The organism is Pseudomonas sp. LLC-1 (genome assembly GCF_002992185.1).
Taxonomy (GTDB): Bacteria; Pseudomonadota; Gammaproteobacteria; order Pseudomonadales; family Pseudomonadaceae; genus Aquipseudomonas; species Aquipseudomonas monteilii.
Genome location: NZ_LUVY01000017.1, coordinates 117184 through 142697 on the forward strand (window position 1 = coordinate 117184; position 25514 = coordinate 142697).

The following is a 25514-nucleotide window of genomic DNA, read 5'->3' on the forward strand; positions in this document are numbered from 1 at the left end:
ATCTGGAGGCAATTGCCTAAAGCCCGATGGGTTGGGTGGCGCATAGGATCTTTCGGGCAAGTCCCTTAATGTTGTTACAGGAAACCAAAATGAAAAAAATTGCATTCATTACACTGCTGGCCGCCGCAGGCCTGGTTCAGGTTGCCCATGCCAACGATGCCGTCTTCAGCGAGCAGCCTCAAGCTGACCGTGGGGGTGTCAACAGTATAGGCGTGCCAGAAATACCGTGCCCTGAGGGTACTTTCTTGACCCCGATCGGCACTTGCGAGCCAGGTTTCGATTTTGACTGATACCCAGGCGATCTGGTGGATAGCCCTCAAGGCTGACGCTCGGCGACAGCCCTCAGGGTTCTGAGGGTTACCACCGGCGCATCCACCACGAACCGATTGGCAAGCCAGCCCGGCACATCTCCGGCCGGGTCGGCTTGCAACTGGTACGTCACTTCGGTCAACCGCTCACCCAACGGTTTCATTCGCCACTCACCACTCAGGTGCTGCACCCGGATCAACCCGTCAACCTGGGGAATCCTGTCGGGCTCAGCGCTCAGGTGCCGCAGCAGCGTGCCGTCATCCAGGCGTTCGCTGCTCACCTTCAACACAATGTCCCGTGGCATGGTCGGCCAGGGCAGGTTGGTGGTCAGGTACACCCAGGTATTGGCACCGTCCACGTCCAGCAGGCGCATCTGGTCACAGGCATACAGCCACTTGCAGGCCACCCGCAGGTTCTCCTGCAGGTCGGTGAGCGTGCGCACGCTGGCTTTCATGGTGCTCACACCACGAAACTGCTGGTAGGGCGAGTCGGGTACGCCACTGAGGTACACGCGGATGCCTTCGCGGTCGTAGGCGAGGTTCCAGGCATCGGCGGCCAGGGCAGGGGTGCACAGCAGCAGGAGGGTAAGCAGCAGGCAGCGGGGCATGGCCGGTACCGTGCGGGGGATGGGTGTTTCAGTATGCGCGGCAAATGGAAAGCCCGCCAGATTGGCGGGCTTAGGGCATCAGCCTGAGCTTAGCGCTTAGGATTCAGCGTCAAATGCACATGGCGGTTCACGTCCTTGTACAGCAGGTAGCTGAACTTGCCTGGGCCGCCGGCGTAGCAGGCTTGCGGGCAGAAGGCGCGCAGCCACATGAAGTCGCCGGCTTCCACTTCGACCCAGTCCTGGTTCAGGCGGTACACCGCCTTGCCTTCAAGCACGTACAGGCCGTGTTCCATCACGTGGGTTTCCGCGAACGGGATCACGCCGCCCGGCTGGAAGGTGACGATGTTCACGTGCATGTCGTGGCGCATGTCGGCCATGTCGACGAAGCGGGTGGTGACCCAGCGGCCTTCGGTGCCCGGCATTTCGATGACGGTGGCGTTGTCGCGGTGGGTAACGAACGACTCGGGTACGTCCAGGCCTTCAACTTTCTGGTAGTGCTTGCGCAGCCAGTGGAAGGTGACATTGGACTTGCTGTTGTTGCGCAGGCTCCACTCGGCGCCCGGGGCCAGGAAGGCGTAGCCGCCCGGTACCAGGGTGTGATGCTTGCCTTCGACGGTGATGTCCAGCTCGCCTTCGACGATGAACACCACGGCTTCGGCGTTCGGGTCCAGCTCTGGGCGCTCGCTGCCGCCTTCCGGGGCCACTTCGACGATGTACTGGGAGAAGGTTTCGGCAAAACCGGTCAGTGGGCGGGCAATGACCCACATGCGCATCTTGTCCCAGAACGGCAGGTGGCTGGTGACGATGTCACGCATCACGCCTTTAGGGATAACGGCATAGGCTTCGGTGAACATGGCACGGTCAGTCAGCAGCTCGGTTTGAGCCGGGTGCCCACCGTGGGGGGCGAAGTACGAATGGTTCGACATGGACGATCTCGACTTGTTGTTCTCTCCCCATGCCGTGAACCGCACCGGCCGGTGCGGCGCAGGGGATGTGGCGACAGAATAGGGTCGAGCGCGTGGCATCCACAAATTAAATGTTGGAATACCCGGTATTTGATCGCTGAATGTCAACCTGACGCCCAATGTGCTGTGCCGGCAGCTGGTCGCCTTGGCCGAACAGCTTGTGGCGCAAGGTGCCCTCGGTGTAGCGCGAAGGGTAGCGGCCACGGCGTTGCAGTTCGGGCACCAGCAAATCGACGACATGGGTCAGGTCGTCCGGCTGCACGGCATAGGTCAGGTTGAAGCCATCGATGCCGGTCTGGTCCAGCCAGTTTTCCAACTGGTCGGCGACCTCGCTGGCTGAGCCGACCAGCACCGGCCCGCGACCACCCAGGCCAACGAATTCGGCGGCCTCGCGCACGGTCCAGCGGCGCTTGGGGTCGGCGGCGGTGAACGCGGCCAGGGCGGCGCGACCGGCATCGTTTTCGACATATTCGATCGGCGCGTCGGGGTCGAGGCCGGCAAAGTCGATGCCGGTCCAGCCCGACAGCAGTGCCAGGGCAGCGTCCAGGTCGACGTAGCGACGGTATTCGGCGAAGCGGGCCTCGGCTTCTTCCCGGGTGGGGGCGACGATCAGCAACGCCTGCGCATAGATCAGCACCTCGTCACGCCCCCGCCCGGCGGCCTCGCTGGCCTGGCGGATGCCGTCGGCGTAGCGGCGCAACACCGTGGGCGTCGGGCCGCTGATGAACACACATTCAGCATGCTGCGCGGCAAATTGCTGGCCACGTGCTGAAGCACCGGCCTGGAACAGCACCGGCGTGCGTTGTGGCGACGGCTGGCACAAGTGCATGCCGGGCACCTGGAAGTGCTCGCCCACATGGTTGATAGCGTGCACCCGCGAAGGTTCGATATAGCGCCCACTGTCACGCTCCAGCAGCACGGCATCGTCGTCCCAGCTTTTCTCCCATAGCTTGTACAGCACCTGCAGGTACTCTTCGGCAAGGTCGTAGCGCTGGTCGTGGCCCAGCTGGCGCGCCAGGCCGAGGTTGCGTGCGGCGCTGTCGAGGTAGCCGGTGACGATGTTCCAGCCAACCCGGCCATTGCTCAAGTGGTCGAGCGTGGACATACGCCGGGCGAAGGGGTAGGGGTGTTCGTAGGTCAGCGAAAAGGTAACGCCGAAACCGAGGTGCTCGGTGACCCCGGCCATGGCCGGTACCAGCAGCAGCGGGTCGTTGACCGGCACCTGCACACCGCCGCGCAAGGCGGCTTCGGGCCCGCCTTGGTAGACATCGTAGATGCCCAGCACATCGGCGATGAACACGGCGTCGAACAGGCCGCGCTCCAGCAGGCGAGCCAGGTCGGTCCAGTAGCTCAGGCGGTTGAATGCCACGCTGGTGTTGCGCGGGTGGCGCCACAGGCCGGGGGACTGGTGGCTGGCGGCGTTCATGCTGAAGGCGTTGAAGCGGATCGGGCGGGGCATGGTGGCTGCGCTCCGCTCAAGGCAACACGGAAGCCGGGTAGACCGCGTCGGCCACCTGCAGCTTGCGTGGAATCAGGCCCAGGCCCTGGAAGGTATCGGCCAGTTTCTGTTGTTCGGCAACGATTTGCGGGGTGATGGCCACGGCATTGTAGTTACGCCGTTCGCTGGCCACTTCCAGCACGTTGGCGCTGATGCCCAGTTGCGGCGCCAATAGCGCGGCAACCTCGGCAGGCTTGGCGTTGGCCCACTGGCTGACCTTGCCCAGTTCGCTGAAGAAGGTTTTCAGCAGCGCACGGTGCTGGTCGGCATAGCTGGCGGTGGACAGGTAGAACGTCCGGTTGTTGGACAGGCCGCTGCCGTCACGCAGGTTCTTCAGGCCAGGCTGGCTTTCTGCTGCGGCGAGGAACGGGTCCCACAGGGTGACGGCCTGGACACTGCCGGACTGCAGGGCAGCCACGGCATCGGCGGCGTTGTTGACGTAGGCGGGGGTGATGTCCTTGTAGGTAAGGCCAGCTTGCTCCAGCGCTACGGCCAGCAGGTACTGGGCGTTCCAGCCGCGGCCGGTGGCCACGCGCTTGCCTTTCAGGTCTTGCACGCTGGCCAGGTGGTCCTGCTCGCGCACCACCAGGCCGATGCCGCGTGGGTAGGGTTGTTCGGCGGCCAGGTACACCACCGGTTTACCGGCGGCCTGGGCGAACACGGACGGCGCATCGGCGGCATGACCCAGGTCGATGGCACCCGTGCTCAAGGCTTCGAGCAACTGCGGGCCGGCGGCAAATTCGTGCCAGCTTACGGTTACACCTTGTGGTGCCAGCGCTTTTTCCAGGGCGCCGCTGCCTTTGAGGATGTTGATGCTGTTGAACTTCTGGTAGCCGATGCGCAGGGTCTTGGCGTCGTCGGCCAGGGCTTCGGACCAAGGCAGCAGGGCGCTGGCGACACTGGCCAGCAGGCCGCCGATCAACAGCCGGCGCAGGGGAGAGAAAGCACGGGTTGGCATGGGTTTGCTCCTTGAAACCGAGTGGGAAACGATGTGCCCAGCCTAAGGAGATGGCGTTTGGCTTTCAATTTTTATATTCCTGTTTGTTAGAATGTTTAGTTATTTTTATATCCTTTTGTTTTTTGTAATGTTCTGCATTTTTCGACATTTTTTTCACATTCGCTTGCTAGCATCGCGGCAATCCCGAGGAGCCCCTACATGCCGCACATCCTGCGCAAGCGCAGCACCCGCATCGCCCTGACTGCCACTACCGGCCTGCTTGCCGCCACCTTGGGTTTTTTCGCCTGGCAGAGCTTCTACCCGGTTCAGGCTGCCTCCGGCTGGGATGTCGAGGTACTGCACCGCGATGTGACCAAAGCCGCCTCGCTGCTGCCGCAAGCCGATGGCAGCCTGCTGGTCAGCCGCGAGCTGGATGATGGCCGTGGCAGCATCCTCAAGATCACCGCGACCGGCGACCGGGTCGTGGTCATCGACAACCTGTCCAAGCCCGACGGCATGGTGGCGGCTCAAGGGGGGTGGGTGTTCAGTCAGGAAGGCGGCCGGGCACCTGTCAGCCTGGCCCGCGATGGCCAGGTGACCCCCCTGTTCGACGGCGATAGCGTGCAAGGCCTGTGGAATGACGGCGACCACCTGTATGCCATCGAAGACCGCAAAGGCAATGGTCGCTTGATGCGTTACGACTGGAATAGCCGCCAGCTCGATGTGCTGCGTTCCGGCCTGACCGAAACCGAAGGGCTCACCCGCTGCGAGGGCCGTTTGCTGTACACCGAAAAGGCCAATGGCAAGGTCCGCGCCTTGTCCGACGATGGCAGCGACCCGGTGGTGGTCGAAGGCCTGCGCAACCCGACGTTCCTGTACTGTGACCAGCGCGGCCTGTGGATCAGCGAAGACAACACCCACCGTGCCCGGCTGCTGCGTGTTGACGCCGATGGCGTTCAGCACACGGTGCTGACCTTCCTCAAGGCGCCACAGTCGATCGTGGCGGATGGCAAAGGTGGTTACTTGCTGGCCGAAGGCGGGCGTAACCGCGTGCTCCACCTGACTCCGCCGCTGGAGCGCAACACTGCCCAGCGGGAGTGATGCCCGCGGCGTGCCGTGAATGATTTCACGGCCAGCCACCCGTGAGGCTTTATGGCTACCCGACCAACAGCGCGCTTCCCTGCATGGCCGCGCTCACGGATAATCCCCCTCATTCCAATAAATAGCCTGTGAGTGGGTATGAGTGATTCCGTAGTTGGCCTCGGCCAGCCTGAAACCGAAGGGGGGCGCAGAACGCGCAAGAACAACCCCGAGAAAACGCGCGAGGATATCCTCCAGGCGGCCATCAACGAGTTCGTCCAGCAAGGGCTGGCCGGCGCCCGCGTCGACGCTATCGCCGAACGCACTGCCACCTCCAAGCGCATGATCTACTACTACTTCGGCAGCAAGGAGCAGTTGTACTGCGAGTGCCTGATCAAGCTGTATGGCGACATCCGCAAGACCGAGCAAAGCCTGGACCTGGAGTCGCTGCCGGCCGAGCAGGCGATTCGTCGTCTGGTGGAATTCACCTTCGATCACCACGACCGCAACGTCGATTTCGTGCGCATCATCTGCACTGAAAACATCCACTATGGCGAGTACGTCAAGCAGTCGCCGGCCATTCGTGAAATGAGCAGCCTGGTGCTCGAAGCGTTGGGTAACACCCTGCGCCGTGGTGTGCAGGAAGGGGTTTTCCGTGGCGGCATCGAAGTGATCGACCTGCACATGCTGATGAGCTCGTTCTGCTTCTACCGGGTGTCGAACCGCCATACCTTTGGCGAGATCTTCCAGATCGACCTGTTGGATGACGAGATCAAGCTGCGCCACAAAGCCATGATCTGCGACGCCGTGCTGCGTTACATACGCGCCTGAACGGCGCTCACTCGCCCAGCCGCTGCTCCCGCGACGGCGGGTAGCCGAAGTAGGCCGCATAGCACTTGCTGAAATGCGACACCGAAACAAACCCGCAGGCCACTGCCACTTCCATCACCGACAGGTCGGAATACTGCAGCAGGCGGCGGCTTTTGGTGATGCGCAGCTCCATGTAGTAGCGCCGCGGCGACGTGCCCAGCTGGGCCTGGAACAGCCGGTCGATCTGCCGTCGCGAGCGCCCGCTGTAGGCGGCCAGCTGGTCGAGGCTGAGGGTTTCCTCCAGGTTGTTTTCCATCAGTTCGACGATGGTGCGCAGGTGCAGGCTCATCGACTTCTTCGCCCCCGGCCCAACCTGACGGTAACGCGCTCCGGAGAATGACAGGATTTCTTCCACGCCTTCGGCCAGGCCATCACCATACAGCCGGCGCACCAGGCCCAGCATCAGCTCCATGGCACCGTTGGGGCTGGCGGCGCTGAGGCGGTCGCGGTCGAGGGTAAAGCTGGCCGGGGTGATGCGTGTTTGCGGGCTGCGTTCGGACAGGCTGGCGCGCTGTTCGGGGTGGATGCTGCAACCGTAGTCGTCCAGCACCCCGGCGCGGCCAAGGAACCAGGCGCCGTTCCACAGGCCACCCAGGGCCATGCCGTGGGCCGCGCAGTCGTCCAGCAGGCGGTCGAGTTCCGGGTATTTCAGGGGCGTGCGCAGGCCGCCGCAGATCACCAGCAAGTCCAGCTCCTTCAGCGCCTCGGCGGACAGCTCGGTGGCTACCAGCTCGAGCCCCAGGTCGCTGAGCACCCGGTCGCCATCCATCGACAGCGGGGTGAACCGGAAGCTGTCCGCACGCAGCAGGTTGGCGGTGACCAGCACATCCATGGCGACGGTAAAGCTGGCCATCGAGAAATGTTCGAGCAAGACGAAGTCGACCCTGTACGGGGCCTGGGCATTGGCGCTGGTGGATTTCAGCCGCAGCATGTTGCTGGTACTGGTCTTCTTGCTGAACTGACGTGGCGTGGGCACTCTGGTCTCCGCTTCCTGGTTGGCCCGCAGAGTGTGGCGGCTGGCTGGGGGAAAGACAATCACCCGGGTGGGCGTGTCGTATTTCAGGTCGTGTTCAGGCAACCTGCCTGGCTTGGCCCTTCGCCGCCATGCCGCCCCCTGTTACCGAGGACACCCTTCATGAAGTACGCCATTGCCCTGCTGTGCAGCCTGTTGCCGTTGCTGGCCAATGCCTTGGAGCCGGGCGACAAGCTGGCACCGTTCACGCTGCTTGACCAGTATGACCAGGCCTACAGCCTTGATGCTGGCACGCAGATCCTGCTGGTGGCGCGCGACATGGACGGAGCAAAGATGGTAAAGGCTGCGCTGGCCGAGCAGCCCAAGGGCTACCTTGAGGCGCGTCATGCCGTGTTTGTTGCCGACATCCAGCGCATGCCGGCGATCATCCGCAAGCTGTTCGCCATCCCCGCCATGCGCGCATACAACTACCGTGTGCTGCTTGACCGTGAAGGGCGCGTGGCCAGCCGCTATTCCGGGCAGAATGGCCAGGTACAGTGGTTGCAACTGGAGCAGGGGGCGCTGGTGGGCCAGCGGGCGTTTACCGATGCGGCGGCGCTGAAGTCGGCGCTGGAACAAGCACCGCACTGAATGGGCTGCCCTGGCGCCAGACAAAACAATCTGAACCCTCGGCGCTTGCTGAAACCCAACCCATTACATGCCAAATGGGAGAGCGCTCATGGAAATCGGAACGATCTGGATCATCATCGCGGCCTTCGTCATCCTGCTGGAGGTCTGGGCGATCTGGCACATCATTGGCAGTGATCGGCGCGCCGAACGCAAGATGCTGTGGGTCGTCTTCGTGGTGTATGCGCCATTCCCCGGGTTGTTGTTCTGGGCATGGCGCGGGCCCAGGGCGGTGAAGGGCAGGGCGGTACTGCAGGAAAAGTGACGGTGTCCGGCATCAGGCGCGGGGGCGCCTGATGCCTGTGAGGCTCACTTGGGCAGGATGTCGAAGCGTATGGCGGGGCCTAGCCCGTTCACCATCAGGCAGCCGTAGAATTTCACGGTAGACAGCACACGCAGCTGCTTGAGCGCATTATGAATATATTCGTGAATCAGTTTCTCAGCCTCGCGCTTGCGCTCTGCAAGAGTGGAGCCCTTGAGTTCGACCGTCCCAAGCAAGGTGGTTTCAATGTGCTCAACGGTGCCCAGGCCGAGATTTTCCCGTAGATGCACCCGTGCCTGGGCGGCATCGGCGTCATCGCGTGCGGTGTGCGGCTTGATGGTATAGGCCAGCTGGAAATCAAAATTACTCATGCGCTTTTCCTTGTTGGATTCAGGCCTCCGTGCCGGGTCTGGCAATCTAGCGCGTGATGGTCGCCGCGCAAACAGACGCGTGGTTCACATCAGTTCGCCTTCTGTGCGAAACGTCCTACGCTGCGCTTGACCTCGAGTTAACTTAAGGTCCGATACTCCGCCACTCTTCCATCCGATCGAGGGCATGTCGTGACCCATCCAGCCGTATTCCAGCTGAGCAACCCTGAGGGCCTTTACGATCCCAGTGGCAATGCCTATTCCCACGTCGCCGAGGTACGCGCCGGCAGCCGGCTGTTGTTCATCGCCGGCCAAGGCGGGGAGGACAGCGATGGCCAGCTGTCGCCCCTGTTTGCCGAACAGGCCCGCCAGGCGCTGGCCAACCTGGAGCTGGCGTTGGCATCCAAAGGCGCCAGCCTGGCCCAGGTGTTCAGGCTGACCTTGCTGATTGTCGAGCATTCCGAAGCGCGCCTGCGCCAATGGGTAACGGAGGCGGACAGGGCGTGGGGGCCGCATATGAAACCGACCTGCACCCTGATCCCGGTGCCACGGCTGGCGCTGGACGGCATGCTGGTGGAAATCGAGGCTGTGGCAGCACTGCAATGACGCGTTAACAGTCGCTGAGCGAACCTTGGCGTGGCCGGTGCCAGTCAATGCCTGGGGAAGTATCTTGTCTATCGGCACTGGTCGTGACTACATTGCCGCTATAACAACAAGCTTCCCTCAGAGGTGACCACACCATGAGCACCGGCAGCACTGCGCTTACCGACCGCAAGGCTCGCGCCTGGGTCTGGCCTGCCCTCTTCAGCCTGGTGGCCTTCGCCGCCAATTCGGTGTTCTGCCGGCTGGCGTTGAAGGATGGGGCTATCGACCCGGCTTCTTTCACCGTGGTGCGTCTGGCCAGTGGTGCATTGTTCCTGCTGCTGCTCATCCGCCTGCGCAGACCTGCGTTGGCCATGGGCGGCAGCTGGCGTGGCGGCCTGGCGCTGTTCCTGTACGCGTTCCTGTTCTCTGCCGCCTACCTGCAACTGGGTGCAGGAGCCGGTGCGCTGCTGCTGTTCGGTGCCGTGCAAATCACCATGTTCGGCTTTGCCTGGTACAAGGGCGAACACATCACGGCGCGTATGCTGCTGGGCATGCTGATCGCGTTTGCCGGCCTGCTGGTGCTGCTGTTGCCCGGCGCCGCTGCGCCGCCGTTGGCCAGTGCCTTGCTGATGGCGTTGTCTGGCGTGGCCTGGGGTGTTTACACGCTGCTGGGCAAAGGCTCCCCCAGGCCGCTGGCCGATACCGCCGGCAATTTTACCCGCAGCCTGCCTTGCCTGGTGCTGCTGTTACCGATGCTGTTGCTGGGGGCCGGCCCGCATCTCACACCGCTTGGCTTGTGGTATGCGCTGGGTTCAGGGGTGCTGGCTTCTGGCGCGGGTTACGCCGTGTGGTATGGCGTGGTCAGGCAAGTCAGTGCGCAACAGGCTGCAACCCTGCAACTCAGTGTGCCAGTGATTGCCGCTCTGGGCGGTGTTGCTCTGATTGGTGAGCCGCTATCGCTGCGCTTGCTGATTGCGTGCGTGGTGGTGCTGGGTGGCATTGCGCTTGCTCTGGCACCGCGACGTTAGCGTGCGAGATGAAGAGCAGGTGGGTAAGGGCCGCTTAGCCTTTGGTCGAACGGTCTGCGTCGGTCGCTTCCGTTACTACAGGCAGGTTGCCAGCGCGCTGGATGACCCGCCGTTGCTGCTCGTAGTCGTCGAGGGAAAGACCGCGACGCTGTAGCGCTTCCAATTGCAACTGGCGGGTTTCTTCGGCTGTGTACGGGCGCAGTTCCGGGTGGCTGGCACAGCCGCTCATGATGGCGATGGCAAAAACGGCGAAGGTGGCGAAAAGCAGGCGGGCCAGGGTGTTCATCGGGGTAGCTCCAAGGGCCGGGGTCGTGGGCGGCGAGTCGATGGAGCAAGGTTATTAGGCCAAGGCGCCCGGTAGAAATTGCCCTGCTCGATAGTGACTATCGATGAACCGGGCGGGCTTTCGACACCTGGCCAAAACCGCCAGCATGGCTACGCTTAACCCACGCGGTCAGACCTCATGGGGAAAAGCGATGCGCATGCCATTGTTTGCTTTCCTGTCGGCGCTCCTGTGCCTGCACGCCGCGCCCGGCCTGGCGTTGGCGCAAGACGTACCGGCGCCTGATCCGGCCCCGCAAAGCGAAACGGTCGTGACCAAAGACCCGGTCTTCACCCAGGAGCAACTGGACCAGATGCTGGCGCCGGTTGCCTTGTACCCCGATGCGCTGCTGGCCCAGGTACTGATGGCGGCCACTTACCCGGGGCAGGTGAGTGAAGCCGTGACCTGGTCCAAGGCCAACCCCAAAGCCTCGGGTGACGACGCGGTCAAACAAGTGGCGAAGCAGCCCTGGGACCCAAGCGTGCAAGCGCTGGTGGCTTTCCCGCAGCTGCTGGCGACCCTCGGCCAGGACCCGGTGTGGGTGCAGCGCCTCGGTGATGCCTTCCTGGCGCAACCCGACGATGTCATGGGCGCCGTGCAGCGCTTGCGCCATCAGGCACAGGCTGCCGGCAACCTGCAAAGCAACCAGTACCAGAACGTGACTGTGCAGGCTGCCCCGTCGACACAGGCGGCCAGCAGCGCGCCGTCCACCATCGTCATCCAGCCGGCCGACCCGCAGGTGGTGTACGTGCCCAGCTACAACCCGACCACGGTGTATGGCACCTGGGCCTATCCGGCCTCGCCGCCGGTATACTACCCGCCACCGCCGATGTACTACCCCGGCTCCGCGCTGGTGGCCGGCCTGGCCTTCGGGACCGGCGTGGCGATTGTGGCTTCGCTCTGGGGCGACTGTGACTGGGGCAACAACGACATCGATATCGACGTCAACCGTTACAACAACATCAACGCCAACAACCGCATCACCAACAACCAGAACAAATGGCAGCACAACGCAGCCAACCGCGATGGCGTGCCTTACCGTGATGCCCGCAGCCGCCAGCAGTATGGCCGCCAGCTGGACGGTGCCACCCAGCGCACGGCCTTCCGTGGCGACGACGTACAGCGCGCCCAGGCACGGGACAAGGCCAGGGCCTCGATGGACCGGGCCGGTATTGAACGGCACGCCACCAGCAACCGCCAGGCGCGTCAGCAAATGCGTGAGGCGCAGACGGGCAACGCGGTGGGTAACCGTATGCAATCGCGTGCCGACAACCCGAGGGTCGCCGAGCGTCGGCAGGAACCCCGCACAGCCCAAGGCCGGCAAGTGGCCCAGAACCGACCCGCCAATACCGCCGGCCGGGCACGTAACAATGCGTTTGACGGCGTACGCTCGCCTTCGCGTACCAACCTGCAGGCTAACCGTGGTCGCACCAGCCAGTCCTTCGCTCAGCGCCCGAACACCTCACGTGCCGCCGGACACCCGATCTCCCGACCCAGTGCGCCTATGCGTCGCGGCGGAGGTGGCCGTCGATGAACCGTCCAGCATTTGCAGGGTTGCTGTTCATTGCGAGCCTGGCCTGGTCCTGCCTGGCGGCTGCTCAAGAAACCTTTCCAACGCCGGAGAAGGCTGTGGAGTCCTTCGTTGCGGCACTGGGCACGGAAAAACCGGATGAAGCCCGCCTGGCGCAATTGCTGGGCGATGACTGGCGTACCTACATACCGCGTGGTGGTGTGCAACGCAGCGACGTGGACACCTTCCTCGCGCAGTACGGTGCGCAGCACACCATCGACAGGACGGGCGAGGGCAAGGCCATTCTGGCGGTGGGCAGTGATCACTGGACCTTGCCTATTCCTTTGACCAAAAGCAGCCAGGGTTGGCGGTTCGACCTCAAGGCCGGCAGTGCCGAAATCCGCGCCCGGCGCATCGGTCGCAACGAACTGGGGGTGTTGCAGTCGCTGCTGGCTTATCACGATGCGCAAATGGACTACGCCACCGAGGACCACAACGGCAACGGTGCGCTGGAGTACGCGCAGAAAATCTTCAGCGAGCCCGGCAAACATGACGGGCTGTACTGGGACGAGGATGGCGACGGCGAGGTAAGCCCGTTGGGCCCGCTGTTCGGCCAGGATGTGGTTGGTGATGACTGGTACGGCTACCACTTCCGCATCCTCGATGCACAAGGCCCCTCTGCCCCTGGCGGCGCCTACAGCTACCTGATAGGCAACCAGATGAGCCGTGGTTTCGCCATGGTCGCCTGGCCGGCCAGGTACGACGATACCGGGGTGATGAGCTTCATGATCAGCCATGACGGCCAGGTATTCGAGAAAGACCTGGGGCCGCAGGGGGACAGGCAGGCCAAGGCGATGAAGCGCTTTGACCCCGATGACAGCTGGAAGGTGGTGGATGTGGCGGCGGGTGACTAACGCCTCCTTGTCACTGCACCGCACCCGCGAGTAATGCCATCAGGGCATCAGCATCCAGCTTCGCGCTCACTTCCCCCCCTTCAAGCAGGCTTTCGGCCAAATCTCGCTTGCGCGAGTGCAAGCCGACGATCTGCTCTTCGATGCTGTTTTCGGCGACCAGTCGGTAAATGGTCACCGGACGCTGCTGACCCATGCGGTAGGCCCGGTCACTGGCCTGGTCCTCCACCGCCGGGTTCCACCAAGGGTCGAGGTGGATTACATAGTCGGCAGCGGTAAGGTTGAGGCCAGTGCCGCCAGCTTTCAGGCTGATGAGGAAAATCTCACCCGTGCCAGCCTGGAAGGCGTTCACGCGGCGCTCCCGCTCTTTGGCGGGTACGCTGCCGTCGAGGTACTGGTAGGCGATGTGCTTTTCATCGAGCAACCGGCGGACGATGCTCAACTGGTCGACGTACTGGCTGAACACCAAGGCCTTGTGGCCGTTTTCCAAAAGCTCCTCGACCAAGGCCGTGAAGGCCTGGAGTTTGCTCCCTGGCAGAACCGAGTCCGGCACCACTAGGCTTGGGTGGCAGCAAAAGCGCCGCAGGCGGGTGATTTCTGTCAATATCTGAAAAGACCGGCCTGCGCCGGGAGCCGAATCAGAGACGTTGACGAGTGCCTGCTGACGAAGGGCTTCGTAGAGGTGAGCCTCCTCATCGGACAGCGGTACTTTGTAAGTAATCTCTGTGCGTGCGGGCAACTCGTCGAGTACCTGGCTTTTGAGGCGGCGCAGGATAAAGGGTTGAATAAGGGCTTTCAAAGCCCGTCGGGCGGCTGCATCGCCCTGTTCGATTGGGGTAGCGAAGCGGCTGCTGAAGCTCTCCTGGCTGCCGAGCAAAGAGGGGTTGATGAACCGGAACAGGCTCCACAGCTCGCCCAGATGGTTTTCCATGGGAGTGCCAGTGGCGACCACGCGGAAGTTTGCCTGCAAACCCATGACGGCCTGGGAGCGCTTGGTCTGGGCATTCTTGATGGCTTGGGCTTCGTCCAGCACCACGCTGTTCCAGCTGCAAGCGGCAAAGGCTGCACTGTCCTGTTGCAGCAGGCCATAGCTGGTGATGACCAGATCGCCGGGGCCGAGGTCGGCCAGGCTCCGCTCTTGCTGATACAGATGCAGCTTCAGCTGCGGGGTGAACCGCCTGCTCTCCGCCAGCCAGTTGAGTGTTACAGAGGTCGGGGCCACAACCAGTTGCGGGCCGTCGGCAGCGCGCTGAAGCAGGAGGGCCAGAATCTGTACCGTCTTGCCCAGGCCCATGTCGTCCGCCAGGCAAGCACCGACGCCCCATTCAGCCAAGCGTGCCAACCAGATGAAACCCTCATGCTGGTAGGCGCGCAGATCAGCCTGCAAGGTGCGCGGTAGCTGAGGCTGGTAGTCGCGCAGCGACTGCAGTTTTTGCAGGTGTGCCTGCCAGCTGTTATCGGCAGTGAACTCGCCAACCTCACCGGACAACCCGGCCAGTATCGGTGTGGTCAACGGGGTAAGGCGAAGGCCTTGGTCCGTGACCCGATTGGCTAGGTGCGTCAGCTCATCCAGACGTTTGCGCAACGTATCGTCCAGGGCCAGCCAGTCGCGTTCGTCGAGCTTGATAAAACGTCCGGGGTTGGTCTTCATGATCTCCAGAAGCTGGCGCAGGCGCAGTACCTTGCCGTCATCGAATGCAATCTCGCCTTGCAACAGGAACCAGTCCCCCTGTTTGCGCAGGCCCAGCTTGAGTTCGTTCAGCTTCAGGCGGCCTTTCAGGCGCATGCGTTCGCCTTCTGGCCATACGCACTGCACTTGCTTGCCGTCCAGCGCGTGCAGTTCGCTGAGTACCTGCAAGGCATCCTGAGGTTGGTCCAGTTGCCATTCCTGGCCATCGCTGGTGGCGTTGGCCAGGCCGGGGCAGGCCTGCAGTACCTGTTGCAGTACCTGGCGTTCACCTGCCAGGTCACGGCTGACCTGCAGCGGTTTGCCATCGCGTTCGCCCAGCACGTTCTGTGCTCCTTGGCCGGGGCGGAACCAGCTGCTCTCGGCCAGGGGGCGCACCAGCAGTTGCAGGCGCAATCCCTCGGCAAGTGGCAGTAAATGTGCGTACAGGCACGTATCTGCCCGAGCGTGGTCGATCTGTGCAGCGAGCTCGGGAAGGTCCGAATGGATCGGTAGCAGCGGGGTGATGGCACTGATTGCGTCGATCAGTTGCGCCTTGCCGGATTGCGGTACGCTGAGGCCATCACCGATGATCTTGCCGATCTGGCGCAGGTCGCTACTGAGCGAATAAACCTGCAGGCGGGTAGGTGTTTGCCGATGCAGGTAATAGGTGTCGTCGGTGACGATACCCTCCGGCTCGAGGCGCAGATGAATCTGCCCCTCGCCAGTCGCCTGCAGGCGCAGACTGGCATGGCCTGCCTCCAGCTCGACCCGCACGTCCGGGGCGTCGTACCAGAACAGTGCCGGATGGCCGACCAACCTGGGCAGGGCTACGCCGAGCGGCAGTTCGTACTCGACGTGGGAGTAGTAGGGCTGGCTGGCCTGGATCACGCTGATCGCCTGGCGATCCTGCTCGCAAAGAAAGTCCATGCGATCTGCTTCATCCATAAGGCGTTTAAGCGCCACTGGACGGCCTTTGCTCCACTGTCCCTTGCTGCCAAGCTTCTGCTCGCGCGGTTCAAGCTGGCTGGAGTATCGACCGGAGTTGATCAACCACGCCAGGCGAGTGGTTTTCTTGGCTGCGGCACTAGCAGGAGCGTTGGTGGGTTTGAGCTGACTCAGTGCACTGAGTGCGTGCTGCCAGGCTTCCTGGCGTTGGAGCAGCGATGCCAGTGGCTTCAGCGCTGCCTCGTGATGCAGGTCGCGAAGCGTGCGTGGAACGCCGAATTGCAGTGCGATCAACGCGTCGAATTCTGCCGCCAGCCAGGCGTAACCCCATTGATCGAGCTCATCTCGGTAAGCTTGCAGCGTTGTGCACCAACCCTGCTCGCGCGCGCTTGGCGCATCCAGCCAGTACAGGGCAAGTGCGAGCATCAGGCCATCCAGGCCATTGAGCGTACTTAAGCGCAGGTACGACAGGTCTGGCTTGTCACCTTGCAATTGCTCAAGCAGCTTACGGAGCACTGGGTAAGCCCGGCCGTAATTCTCCTTTTCGCCTAGCGCCAGTGCCTGCTTGAGCGCGGCGTGGTGCTGGCTGTCGTTCTCCGCGATAAGCGCCAGGCAATACAGGGCGTTAAGCAGCGGCGGCAGGTCAATCTTGCGTTTTTTCGTCTGCCTGCGCTGATCGGTGAGCCAGGCCCGCAACAGTAGCAAGGCTTCGCTGACCTGGCCGCGCAGCATTAAATTCAGGCTCTGGTATGTCAGCGGGAAGTCCTGCCCGCCACATTGCTGCAGGGTTTCCCAGTCACCTCGCCATACGGCTTGCTGAATCAACTGCAGCCCTAGCGCTCGGGACGGGTGGAGTGCCATTTCGTGCCGGGCCAAGGCATAGCTCTCACTGACGGGCCCTGGCAGGATGTTGTTCAGGCAAAGATGATCCTGCAGCAGCACCTCGCGCACGACCTGGTCCAGCTGGCCAAATACTTCCCGGCCGGCCGGATCGGCCTGCAGAAGCTGCATAGGGTGCTGGGCAGCCCATTCAGCCATGTTGAACAGCCGGTCCGACAGATACAGTGACTGCTGCAACAACTTGCCGTTACCACTTAGCAGGTTCAGCCAGAGCTCTTGCAATGCCCGGGGCTTGCCAGGGACTTGCCACTGCCCAAGTGCAGGCAAGCTGGCGCTGATCTGTTGCAACCGCAGCGTACCGTCGGCGGCGCCCAGCAGGCTGAGCAGTACACTGTTTCGCCGCTGTGCAGGCACGACAAAATACTGCCCCTCGTTACGCTGCTCCACTTCGACCCAGCCTTGGTCCTGAAGCCATTGCAGCAGGCCGGGGAACGACGTGGCATCAAGCAGCTTGCCGTCCGGATCAGCGATACCCATGGTGCGCAACAATTTGAGTAGCGAGGTTTTCCCTTTGCCAGGAAACGCGGTCGCCAGGGCATAGAGCAGGGCCCTGCAGTTGTCGGGCAGCGTGTCGGGGCTGAGCGGTTTGGAGTGCATCCTGGGCCTCACTGGAGCGGTTGTACAAAGAGCCTGCGCACTATACAGCGACGCTTGCTCCGCAGGGTGTGAAGCGGCCCCGGAATCGTGAAGGTGTAAAGTGGGCTACCGCCCCAGCATCTGCCGCACCAGCCACTGCCCCGCCGGCCCCAACGCCCGCCGGCTGGACCAGGCCACATCCATATCCACCCGGCGCGGGTAACCCGCTAGCTGCAACTCCACCAACCCAGTGCCAAACCTTGCCACCAAGGCCCTGGGCAGCTCGGCCCAGCCAAACCCGCGCACGGCGAACTCCAGCAACGTGAGGTAATCCGGTGCCGACCAAGCCTGACCACGGCCGTGATGCAGGCTGGGGGCGTAGGTCTTGATGTACAGCTGCCGCGCGTTTTCGAGGTGGTGCGTTTGCACCTGCCCAAGGCCCGCCAGCGGGTGCCCGCTGGCCACGTACACACCAAACTCCGCCTGTTCGGGCAAGCGGGCAACGGCAACGTCGGCGGGGTAGCCGGGTTGCGTGGCAAGGATGCCGACATGCGCCAGGCCCTGCTGGATCATGTCGATCACATCAGCGTCCTCCGCCGGGCCGCAGCGCAATTCGGTATGCGGGTAGTGCTCGGCGAAACGGGCCATTACCGCGCCCTGGAAGGTGACGCTGTAGCTGTCCGACATCACCACCGACACCAGCGGCTCCACGTTTTCCGCCAGCCGCACCGCCAAGGCATCGAGCTGGGCGCTGGCATCAAGAATGGCCTCCACATGGCTCAGCACCTGTCGGCCTGCCTCATTCAGCGTGGGGTGGCGGCCACCCCGGTCGAACAGCGGGCAACCGACATCCGCCTCGAAATTGGCAATGGCAATGCTGACGGTGGACTGGCTTTTGCGCAGTTTGCGCGCCGCAGCGGAGAACGAACCGAGCGATGCGGCTTCGACAAAGGCAACCAGAGCTTCGGGTGAGTAGCGCATGGTATTGATAAAACCGATGGTAGCTATGTCGCGAGTATCAGTTTTACCAAAGAAAATGGAAAGCACGACTTACGCAATGGATGGATTTTGCAATGAAAAACGTGTCTTTCACCGAACGCGTGGTTCACGCCGTGGGTTACGAAGTGTTCGCGGTGTTGTTGTGTGCGCCGTTGTTGTCCTGGGTAATGGGCAAATCGCTGGCGACGGCGGGGGCCTTGGCGGTCACCCTGTCGGTGATCGCCATGCTGTGGAACATGGTCTACAACGCGCTGGTCGATCGCTGGGTACAAACCGAGCGTATCCACTGGAAGGCCAGTGCGCGTTTTGTGCACGGTCTGGGCTTCGAGGCCGGGCTGGTGGTGTGGTGCTTGCCGGTGGCGGCGTGGATGCTGGATATCTCGCTGCTGCAGGCGTTCATGGTGGAACTGGGCTTCTTCGTGATCATCCTGCCCTACACCGTGCTGTACAACTGGGCCTTTGACAAAGCCCGGCATTTGCTGATGCAGCGGCGCCTTGCATAAGCCCTTCCCTGTGGGAGATTCCCAGCCCTTTTGGCTGCGCTGTCGCACAGGGCACAATGTCGAAATCAGTCACATTCCCTTGTTGTGCGGGCGTGCCCGCGAAGCAGGCGACGCGGTGTATGGCACCGGCTTCGCCAGTGTTCGCGGCGGTTCGACGCCTCGACACGCACGCTCCCATAGGGTACGCATGCGGCCTGCGATCTCAGTTGCGTGGCGCTCGTGCGGCGAAATTGGACTTGTGCGGTTCAGTGGTACCCGCCCCCTGTCATTTCTGACAGTTGCTTGATCTGATTCAACGCGGGAGCATAGCTACCTCGTCCACGGGAGCCAGATATGACCTCCTCAATGAAGTACACGCGCTTTTTCATGCAGCACGATAGGGTTTATAACGCTTTGTTAGAAAACTCAGCCGTGGTTTACATGAGAGCCCAGTCAGGCATTCTGGCAGAAACCAGACTAGAGCAAGAAACAACCAATCCAGTATTATTGGCTGCAGATAGCGGCGATTCAGTGATAGGCGTCAAGTCGCAGGCACAGCCGGAGTCGGTTGCCTACAATGCCTATGGCTATCACAACCCCAATGATATTCCCTTGCAGCGACCAGCATTCAATGGTCACCTGCTGCTGTGCCATCTATATTTACTCGGTAATGGTTATCGTGGATACAACTCTGTCTTGATGCGTTCTCAAAGTCCGGACAGCCTCAGCCCCTTTGATGCAGGTGGTTTGAACTGTTATGCCTACTGTGCAGGTGATCCGGTCAATTTCAGTGACCCCAGTGGGCATTCCCCAAGACCGAGGTCGGTGAGCCTATCCGGACGTATGTCGGAATCGCAGATGAAACGCATCGTATCGGGAGTATTCAAAAACCCATCAAAGCGGCCGAGACGTTACAGCGAAGGTGGAACCATGTCGTCATTGCTTTTGGATCACACAGTGCAGGATGTATTGAATGCTCAGCGGGGCTGGAATACCTCTGGCGCACTTGTACAAAGTGGCCCGCAGCGCAGTTTGGCATCAAGCTCTGTTCAAGCACAAGGGGACTTTGTTGCGGGTTCTGCTGCTACCCGGTTAGCACACCCATCTGCATCGTCAGGAACAGGGTTGCAACGAGGTCGACCCATTAGACGGATGGGTGAACCAGACGCTGCCATTCTTGTAGCATTAAATAAAAAAATGGATTCGGTGATTTGGGGGATGGATGTAGTACGGTCCAGAGAAGCACGTGAAATAATTATCATGGCCCTTAAGGATGGGGTTAGTCCGCGACTCGCTATTGAGTCTGCGGGGTATAGAGTTAGACCAAAGCAGGTCTATGACGTCACCAGTAATCTGAAAGTCGCTTTAAAAATCAGGAAGGGTGGGTAATCGCTGTCTGATGTTCTAGATGTTTGCTCGTAAGTATCTATGGCTATTGTTATTTGCGTGCGCCCGATTAAGGTGAAAATTGGTACGTGGCCTTGCGGTTCGTTAAACTCGAGTCTGAGCTTTCTTTCATATTCCCCGACCTCTTCTGTTTTGGCTTTGCACAAACGCCAGTAATCTTCGTTTTAGCCTGGGGGGAGAGCCACTGCGGTCAAACAGCGGGTAGGCGCTGCATCTGTGGGGCATGCCCGCGAACACCGGCGGAGCCGGTGCCACCCACCGAGTTGCCTGATTCGCGGGCGTGCCCACACAGGGACATGCTTTCGAGCATAAAAGGTAAAAAACGGGGCATGCCATTGCTGGCATGCCCCGCTTTTCATACCGCTCAAGCGCCTCAGGCGACTTTGACGATCCAGCCTGCCGGTGCTTCAACATCACCGCTCTGGATACCGGTCAGCTCGTTGTAGAGCTTTTGGGTAACCGGGCCAACCTTTTCCAGGTCGTGGAACACGTGCAGCTTGCCGTTGTACTCGATACCGCCGATCGGGGTGATCACCGCCGCAGTGCCGCAAGCGCCGGCTTCAATGAAGCGGTCCAGCTTGTTGATTTCGACATCACCTTCGATCACGGTCAGGCCCAGGCGCGATTGCGCCAGTTCCATCAGCGACAGGCGGGTGATGCCTGGCAGCACCGAGGCCGATTTCGGGGTCACGAACTCGTTGTTGGCGGTGATGCCGAAGAAGTTGGCCGAACCGACTTCTTCGATCTTGGTGTGGGTCAGCGGGTCGAGGTAGATGGCGTCGGCGAAGTTGGCCTTCTTGGCTTCAGCGCCTGGCTGCAGGCTGGCGGCGTAGTTGCCACCGACCTTGGCCGCACCGGTGCCTTGTGGGGCGGCGCGGTCGAAGCTGGAGATCTGGAAGTTGTGCGGCTTCATGCCGCCCTTGAAGTACGAGCCAACCGGGATGGCGAATACCGAGAAGATGAACTCGGGGGCGGTGCGCACGCCAATGTTGTCGCCGGTGCCGATCACGAACGGGCGCAGGTAGAGGGCGCCTTTGCCGTGCGGTGGCACGAACTTCTCGTTGGCCTTGACCACTTGCTTGCACGCTTCGATGAACACATCGGTGGGCACGTGCGGCATCAGCAGGCGGGCGCAGCTGCGCTGCATGCGGGCGGCGTTCTGGTCCGGGCGGAACAGGTTGATCGAGCCGTCTTTGCAACGGTAGGCCTTCAGGCCCTCGAAGCACTGCTGGCCGTAGTGCAGGGCAGTGGAGCCCTCACTGATGTGCAGTACGTTGTCTTCGGTCAGGGTGCCTTTGTCCCACTCGCCATTGCGCCATACGGACAGGTAGCGTTTGTCGGTCTTGATGTAGTCGAAACCCAGCTTGTCCCAATTAATGCTTTCGTTGCTCATGACACCCTCATTGTCTTGCAAGTGCCCGATCGCTCGGGCTGCTGTTATATGCGCACCACGCCACCATAATACATCCGTGGCGGATCGGGAACGGCCAGTCACGAATTGATAGCCTGCGATGCATTTTTTTCGGTATCTACAACTGCAGGTACTCATCCAGCGCCAGGTTTTGCAGCAGTACCGCATCATGGGATGCCACCATGAGCGCCCCGCCAAACTGCCCCAGCATGCGCTCCAGTGCGGCCAATGACGGCAGGTCCAGGTGGTTGCCGGGTTCGTCCAGCAGTAACAGGTCGAGCGGCCGTTCGCGATACAGCACGGCGGCCAGTGCCGCCTTCATCCGTTCTCCGCCGCTGAGCAGGCTGCTGGGTAGTTCGATACGGGCCGCATCCAGCCCGAGCTGCGCCAGGCGGCTGCGTAATTCGCCTTGGGCCATTGCCGGGTTGGCCTTGCCCAGGTGGTCGAGCACACTGCTGTGGCCGCATAGCGTGCTGCAATGCTGGTCGAGCAGGGCCGTCTCGCCCGTGAGGCGCACGTTGTCAGGCGATGCCGGTAATTCCCCGTTCAGCAGCCTGAGCAGGGTGGACTTGCCGCTGCCATTGGCCCCGACCAAACCCACCCGCTGGCCCAGGCATACGCGCAGGTCGAGCGGTTTGCGGGTGCCACGGGGCAGGCGAAGCGCCTGGAGGGCCAGCACTTCGCGGCCTGCATGGCGCTGAGGTGTGGGGGCATGCAAGGTAATGGCGGTGTCCTGCTCGACCTTGCGGGCGGCATCGCGCACTTGGTCATGCAGGGCCTGCCGGGCTTCGCCGTGGTCGCGGCGCTGCTTGCCCGCCGTGGCCTGGCTGCGCTCGTGCTGGCGATCGACCAGAATTTTGGCCTGATTGGCGTGCCTGGCCTGGCGCCCGGCCCGGGCCTGATGGCGCTCCAGGTCTTCGCGCTGGCATTGCAGTTCACGGGCCTGGCGTTGCTGCGCCTGCTTCAACCGGGCGAGTTGCTGCTGGGCCTGGGTTGTCTGGCTGGCCTTTTGTTCTGTATAGAAGCTGTAATTGCCGCCATAGGCCTGCAACCCCAGGCTGGACAGCTCGACGATACGCACCATGTGCCCCAGCAGGCTGCGGTCGTGGCTGATCACCAGCAGGCCCCGGTCCCAGGCTTCGATCATGCCCAGCAGCCGGGCGCGGGCTTCGCTGTCCAGGTGATTGCTGGGTTCGTCGAGAATCAGGTAGTCGGCATTGCTCAGCCATGCGCCAATCAGCGCCACGCGCATGGCCTGGCCGCCGCTCAGGCTCCTGGCGGGCTGGCGCCAGTCCAGGTGCCCCAGGCCGTGGCGTTGCAGGTGTATCTGCAATTGTTCGCGGATATCCCAGCGCTCGCCTACGGTGTCAAAATCCTGGGGCTCGATGCTGCCTTGCTCGATACGCGTCAGCGCTGCGATCAGCGTGCCGGCCTGGGCCAGGTCGGCAACCGTGGCGCTCTGCTCGATTACCTGCTGGTTCAGCAAGTGAATACGGCCAAGGCGTCGACAATGGCCGCCGCTCGGTTCGCGCTGGCCGGCCAGAATCTGCCCGAGCAAGCTCTTGCCCACACCATTGCGCCCGACCAGGCCAGTGCGGCGGTGGTCAAAGGTTTCGTTAAGGTCGGTAAACAGCTGCCTGCCATCCGGCAAGGTCAGGGAGACGCTGTCCAGCGTCAGGATTGACGTGTTTGTCATGCACAACTCCACAAATGCCGCGACATCTCCGGAGCGAACCGGAGGCTGAAGACTGGCCGTCGAAGGGGACGGCGGCATCAGTGGCGCATTGGACGAACACCTCGTAGTAGGGGAACGTGAAGCCTAACGGACCTATGAGGACGGGTAAAGCACCGCCCGACGTATATGTGTTGCCTGCACTGGCCTCATCGCCGGCAAGCCAGCTCCCACAGGTATGGCACCAGGCTTGAGAATGGTTTCAGGCCTGCGCGGTCGAGGTGGGAGCTGGCTTGCCGGCGATGCGCCGCGCGAGCGGCGCCAGATCTTGCCGGCGCTAGTTTCAGCGTCTGTTCAATCGCTTGATCCAGTCGCCTGCGTGGCTCTGCTTGCAGGCCTCTTCGCTGTCAAATCGCACATGCCAGGCCGGATGGTCTAACTGAATGCCAGCCTGCTCCAGCGCCAAGCGGGTCAGCGTCAGCATGCGCGCCTTCGCCTCGCCTGCTACGGCAGCCGCTTTCTCGGCCTCTTGCTCGAACACCCAGGTAACGCGCAGGCTGCCCGGAAAATCCTCGGGGTCGAGCCGGTGGGTAAGCCAGCTGAAACCGACGATTTCCGCCTTGGCGGTTTCGCAGGCTTCGGTCAGGCACGCCACCAGCTCCCGCTCCAGTCGGGCCATTTCCCGTTTGCCCAATACCTTCACGGGTTGGCCTCGTCATCGATCTGCTGGCAAAAGCGCAGGCGGTTGCCAAACGGGTCATACACCTGCATCTGCAGGCCCCAGTCCAGGCGTTCGGCTTCGGGGCGCGCGTAGCCGTATTGTTTATCCTGCAGCTCACGCTCCAGCGCGCGCAGGTCGTCGATGCGGGCGAACACGGTGGAGCCTGGGCAGGCGTCACCGTGGTGCTCGGAAAGGTGCAAAACCAGCCCGTCGCGGTGAATTTGCACATACAGGGGCAGGTCCGGGCTGAAGCGGTGCTCCCAGTCCACGCTGAAACCGAGGAAATCAAGGTAGAACTCCTTGGCCTTGTCGACCGAGAAGATGCGCAGTACCGGTATGGCGGGGGCGAGGTGCATGGGGCGTCCTTGACCGTAGTTGAAGGCGCCACTGTAACGCAGTTGGGTGCCTTGTGGTCAGCCAGCGCTGCGCAACGGTTGACCACCCGCCAGCCACTGCGTAGCCTTGCCACTTCGAGGTTCTTCGGCCAGGCCGAAGCTAAGACGGGAACGCGGTACAAGCCGCGGCTGCCCCCGCAACTGTAAGCACCGATAACGGATCGACACAGCCACTGCGCCCGCGCGCGGGAAGGCGTCATCCCGCCACAGCCTGCTTTATACAAGGCAAATGGAACGGTGCAAGCCAGGAGACCTGCCTCGTCACGTTTTCGACTTTAAACCGGGCGGGGTGATCCGGTGGCGAACAAGCCCGGCCGGCCTGGCCCGTGGCTGTCGTCCTGCATGCCCGCGCCACACTGCCAAGGGCACTGCGACATGAAAACACTGGCCAAGCTCCCCGTCACCATCGTCACCGGCTTCCTCGGCTCGGGCAAGACCACCTTGCTGCGCCATATGCTCGACAACGCCCAGGGCCGTCGCATTGCGGTCATCGTCAACGAATTCGGCGAACTGGGCATCGACGGCGAAATCCTCAAGCAGTGCAGCATCGGCTGCACCGAAGAAGAAGCCAGTGGCCGCGTCTACGAGCTGGCCAACGGCTGCCTGTGCTGCACCGTGCAGGAAGAGTTCTTCCCGGTGATGCGTGAGCTGGTGGCACGCCGTGGTGACCTGGACCATATCCTGATCGAAACCAGCGGCCTGGCCCTGCCCAAGCCGCTGGTGCAAGCCTTCCAGTGGCCAGAAATCCGCAATGCCTGCACCGTCGATGCGGTCATCACCGTAGTCGACAGCCCGGCCGTGGCCGCCGGCACGTTCGCTGCCTACCCGGACCAGGTCGATGCCCAGCGCAAGCTCGACCCTAACCTGGACCACGAATCGCCCCTGCACGAACTGTTCGCCGACCAGCTGGCCAGCGCCGACCTGGTGGTACTGAACAAGGCTGACCTGATCGACGCCGAAGGCCTGGCCAAGGTCCGTGCCGAAGTGGCCGAAGAGCTGCCGCCAGCCGTCAAGGTGATCGAAGCCAGCAGCGGCAAGCTGCCGCTGGACGTGCTACTGGGCGTGGGCGCCGAGTCCGAGGCGCACATCGATGGCCGCCGTACCCACCATGACTCGCACCACGACGGTGACGACCATGATGATCATGACCACGATGCCTTCGACTCCATCTCCATCGACCTGCCAGAAGCCGACGAAAGCCTGCTGCTCGACGCCCTGACCCAGCTGGTGGTGGAGTTCGGCATCCTGCGCGCCAAAGGCTTCGCCGCCATCCCGGGCAAGCCGATGCGCCTGCTGGTGCAAGGTGTGGGTACCCGTTTCGACAAACACTTCGACCGCGCCTGGCGTGCTGACGAGCCGCGCATCACCCGCCTGGTGCTGATTGGCCAGGACCTTGACGCAGCCCAGCTGGAAGCGCGCCTGCGCCAGGCCCTGGGCGCCTGACCC

The 25514-nt window shown here is 62.3% G+C and carries 25 protein-coding genes and 1 riboswitch; of the genes, 12 read left to right on the forward strand and 13 right to left on the reverse strand.

Going from position 1 to position 25514, the window contains the following annotated elements:
- Positions 1 to 89 precede the first annotated feature (89 nt).
- Positions 90 to 290, forward strand: a complete 201-nt coding sequence (locus tag A0O30_RS19030; RefSeq protein ID WP_104834623.1) for a hypothetical protein — start codon at positions 90 to 92, stop codon at positions 288 to 290.
- Positions 291 to 316: 26 nt separating this feature from the next.
- On the opposite strand, the gene A0O30_RS19035 is transcribed toward A0O30_RS19030, so the two are convergent.
- The 4 genes from A0O30_RS19035 to A0O30_RS19050 form a co-directional block, all read right to left on the reverse strand.
- Positions 317 to 916, reverse strand: a complete 600-nt coding sequence (locus tag A0O30_RS19035) for an START domain-containing protein (protein ID WP_104834624.1) — start codon at positions 914 to 916, stop codon at positions 317 to 319.
- 89 nt (positions 917 to 1005) lie between these two features.
- Positions 1006 to 1842, reverse strand: coding sequence for a bifunctional allantoicase/(S)-ureidoglycine aminohydrolase (locus tag A0O30_RS19040; RefSeq protein WP_013972924.1), 837 nt, complete (start codon positions 1840 to 1842; stop codon positions 1006 to 1008).
- 106 nt (positions 1843 to 1948) lie between these two features.
- Positions 1949 to 3340 (reverse strand): LLM class flavin-dependent oxidoreductase, encoded by a 1392-nt coding sequence (locus A0O30_RS19045; RefSeq protein WP_105947531.1) that lies wholly within the window; start codon positions 3338 to 3340, stop codon positions 1949 to 1951.
- A gap of 16 nt (positions 3341 to 3356) precedes the next feature.
- Positions 3357 to 4337, reverse strand: coding sequence for an aliphatic sulfonate ABC transporter substrate-binding protein (locus A0O30_RS19050; RefSeq protein ID WP_105947532.1), 981 nt, complete (start codon positions 4335 to 4337; stop codon positions 3357 to 3359).
- Between the two features lie 198 nt (positions 4338 to 4535).
- Here A0O30_RS19050 and A0O30_RS19055 point away from each other — a divergent pair, with 198 nt between their 5' ends.
- Positions 4536 to 5417 (forward strand): hypothetical protein, encoded by an 882-nt coding sequence (locus tag A0O30_RS19055; RefSeq protein ID WP_105947533.1) that lies wholly within the window; start codon positions 4536 to 4538, stop codon positions 5415 to 5417.
- Positions 5418 to 5555: 138 nt separating this feature from the next.
- Positions 5556 to 6227, forward strand: coding sequence for a TetR/AcrR family transcriptional regulator (locus A0O30_RS19060; protein WP_019096306.1), 672 nt, complete (start codon positions 5556 to 5558; stop codon positions 6225 to 6227).
- A 7-nt stretch (positions 6228 to 6234) separates the two neighbouring features.
- On the opposite strand, the gene A0O30_RS19065 is transcribed toward A0O30_RS19060, so the two are convergent.
- Positions 6235 to 7242 (reverse strand): GlxA family transcriptional regulator, encoded by a 1008-nt coding sequence (locus A0O30_RS19065; RefSeq protein WP_016713912.1) that lies wholly within the window; start codon positions 7240 to 7242, stop codon positions 6235 to 6237.
- A 159-nt stretch (positions 7243 to 7401) separates the two neighbouring features.
- Between A0O30_RS19065 and A0O30_RS19070 the strand changes: the two genes are divergently transcribed.
- Together A0O30_RS19070 and A0O30_RS19075 are read left to right on the forward strand one after the other, a co-directional pair.
- On the forward strand, positions 7402 to 7869 hold the full coding sequence (locus A0O30_RS19070; protein WP_105947534.1) for an FAD/FMN-containing dehydrogenase: 468 nt from the start codon (positions 7402 to 7404) through the stop codon (positions 7867 to 7869).
- Positions 7870 to 7957: 88 nt separating this feature from the next.
- The gene (locus tag A0O30_RS19075; RefSeq protein ID WP_105947535.1) at positions 7958 to 8170 is read left to right on the forward strand and encodes a PLDc N-terminal domain-containing protein; all 213 of its coding nucleotides are present in this window, start codon (positions 7958 to 7960) and stop codon (positions 8168 to 8170) included.
- Positions 8171 to 8214: 44 nt separating this feature from the next.
- Here the strand turns inward: A0O30_RS19075 and A0O30_RS19080 are convergent, their stop codons facing one another.
- On the reverse strand, positions 8215 to 8538 hold the full coding sequence (locus A0O30_RS19080) for a hypothetical protein (protein WP_105947536.1): 324 nt from the start codon (positions 8536 to 8538) through the stop codon (positions 8215 to 8217).
- Positions 8539 to 8727: 189 nt separating this feature from the next.
- On the opposite strand from A0O30_RS19080, the gene A0O30_RS19085 reads away from it, so the two are divergent.
- Both A0O30_RS19085 and A0O30_RS19090 read left to right on the forward strand, forming a co-directional pair.
- Entirely contained in the window at positions 8728 to 9141 is a 414-nt protein-coding gene (locus tag A0O30_RS19085; RefSeq protein WP_105947537.1) for a RidA family protein, read from the forward strand.
- Positions 9142 to 9275: 134 nt separating this feature from the next.
- Positions 9276 to 10148, forward strand: a complete 873-nt coding sequence (locus tag A0O30_RS19090) for a DMT family transporter (RefSeq protein ID WP_105947538.1) — start codon at positions 9276 to 9278, stop codon at positions 10146 to 10148.
- 34 nt (positions 10149 to 10182) lie between these two features.
- On the opposite strand, the gene A0O30_RS19095 is transcribed toward A0O30_RS19090, so the two are convergent.
- On the reverse strand, positions 10183 to 10434 hold the full coding sequence (locus A0O30_RS19095; RefSeq protein ID WP_105947539.1) for a hypothetical protein: 252 nt from the start codon (positions 10432 to 10434) through the stop codon (positions 10183 to 10185).
- A gap of 190 nt (positions 10435 to 10624) precedes the next feature.
- Between A0O30_RS19095 and A0O30_RS19100 the strand changes: the two genes are divergently transcribed.
- Together A0O30_RS19100 and A0O30_RS19105 are read left to right on the forward strand one after the other, a co-directional pair.
- The gene (locus tag A0O30_RS19100) at positions 10625 to 12004 is read left to right on the forward strand and encodes a DUF3300 domain-containing protein (RefSeq protein WP_105947540.1); all 1380 of its coding nucleotides are present in this window, start codon (positions 10625 to 10627) and stop codon (positions 12002 to 12004) included.
- Positions 12001 to 12894 carry a DUF2950 domain-containing protein gene (locus A0O30_RS19105; protein WP_105947541.1) on the forward strand — a complete coding sequence of 298 codons (894 nt, stop codon included), beginning with the start codon at positions 12001 to 12003 and terminating at the stop codon, positions 12892 to 12894. Before A0O30_RS19100 ends, A0O30_RS19105 begins: the two co-directional genes overlap by 4 nt.
- 10 nt (positions 12895 to 12904) lie before the next feature.
- Here A0O30_RS19105 and A0O30_RS19110 read toward each other — a convergent pair whose 3' ends face one another.
- On the reverse strand, positions 12905 to 17002 hold the full coding sequence (locus tag A0O30_RS19110; protein WP_105947542.1) for a DEAD/DEAH box helicase: 4098 nt from the start codon (positions 17000 to 17002) through the stop codon (positions 12905 to 12907).
- Between the two features lie 105 nt (positions 17003 to 17107).
- Positions 17108 to 17962 carry a LysR family transcriptional regulator gene (locus A0O30_RS19115; RefSeq protein ID WP_105947668.1) on the reverse strand — a complete coding sequence of 285 codons (855 nt, stop codon included), beginning with the start codon at positions 17960 to 17962 and terminating at the stop codon, positions 17108 to 17110.
- Positions 17963 to 18054: 92 nt separating this feature from the next.
- Here A0O30_RS19115 and A0O30_RS19120 point away from each other — a divergent pair, with 92 nt between their 5' ends.
- Both A0O30_RS19120 and A0O30_RS28040 read left to right on the forward strand, forming a co-directional pair.
- Positions 18055 to 18483 (forward strand): multidrug/biocide efflux PACE transporter, encoded by a 429-nt coding sequence (locus tag A0O30_RS19120; protein WP_105947543.1) that lies wholly within the window; start codon positions 18055 to 18057, stop codon positions 18481 to 18483.
- Between the two features lie 333 nt (positions 18484 to 18816).
- The gene (locus A0O30_RS28040; protein WP_105947544.1) at positions 18817 to 19851 is read left to right on the forward strand and encodes an RHS repeat-associated core domain-containing protein; all 1035 of its coding nucleotides are present in this window, start codon (positions 18817 to 18819) and stop codon (positions 19849 to 19851) included.
- Positions 19852 to 20242: 391 nt separating this feature from the next.
- On the opposite strand, the gene A0O30_RS19130 is transcribed toward A0O30_RS28040, so the two are convergent.
- The 4 genes from A0O30_RS19130 to A0O30_RS19145 form a co-directional block, all read right to left on the reverse strand.
- Positions 20243 to 21262, reverse strand: coding sequence for a branched-chain amino acid aminotransferase (locus A0O30_RS19130; protein WP_012272061.1), 1020 nt, complete (start codon positions 21260 to 21262; stop codon positions 20243 to 20245).
- Positions 21263 to 21398: 136 nt separating this feature from the next.
- Positions 21399 to 22976 carry an ATP-binding cassette domain-containing protein gene (locus A0O30_RS19135; RefSeq protein WP_105947545.1) on the reverse strand — a complete coding sequence of 526 codons (1578 nt, stop codon included), beginning with the start codon at positions 22974 to 22976 and terminating at the stop codon, positions 21399 to 21401.
- 319 nt (positions 22977 to 23295) lie between these two features.
- Positions 23296 to 23655 (reverse strand): hypothetical protein, encoded by a 360-nt coding sequence (locus tag A0O30_RS19140; protein ID WP_105947546.1) that lies wholly within the window; start codon positions 23653 to 23655, stop codon positions 23296 to 23298.
- Positions 23652 to 24029: a glyoxalase superfamily protein gene (locus tag A0O30_RS19145; protein WP_105947547.1), complete on the reverse strand. Its 378-nt coding sequence runs from the start codon at positions 24027 to 24029 to the stop codon at positions 23652 to 23654. The genes A0O30_RS19140 and A0O30_RS19145 overlap by 4 nt, the downstream gene beginning before the upstream one ends.
- Before the next feature lie 100 nt (positions 24030 to 24129).
- Positions 24130 to 24344, forward strand: a riboswitch (cobalamin riboswitch).
- A gap of 99 nt (positions 24345 to 24443) precedes the next feature.
- On the opposite strand from A0O30_RS19145, the gene cobW reads away from it, so the two are divergent.
- A complete protein-coding gene (gene cobW / locus A0O30_RS19150) occupies positions 24444 to 25511 on the forward strand; it encodes a cobalamin biosynthesis protein CobW (protein ID WP_105947548.1) in 1068 nt (355 codons plus the stop codon).
- The last annotated feature ends 3 nt before the right edge of the window (positions 25512 to 25514 follow it).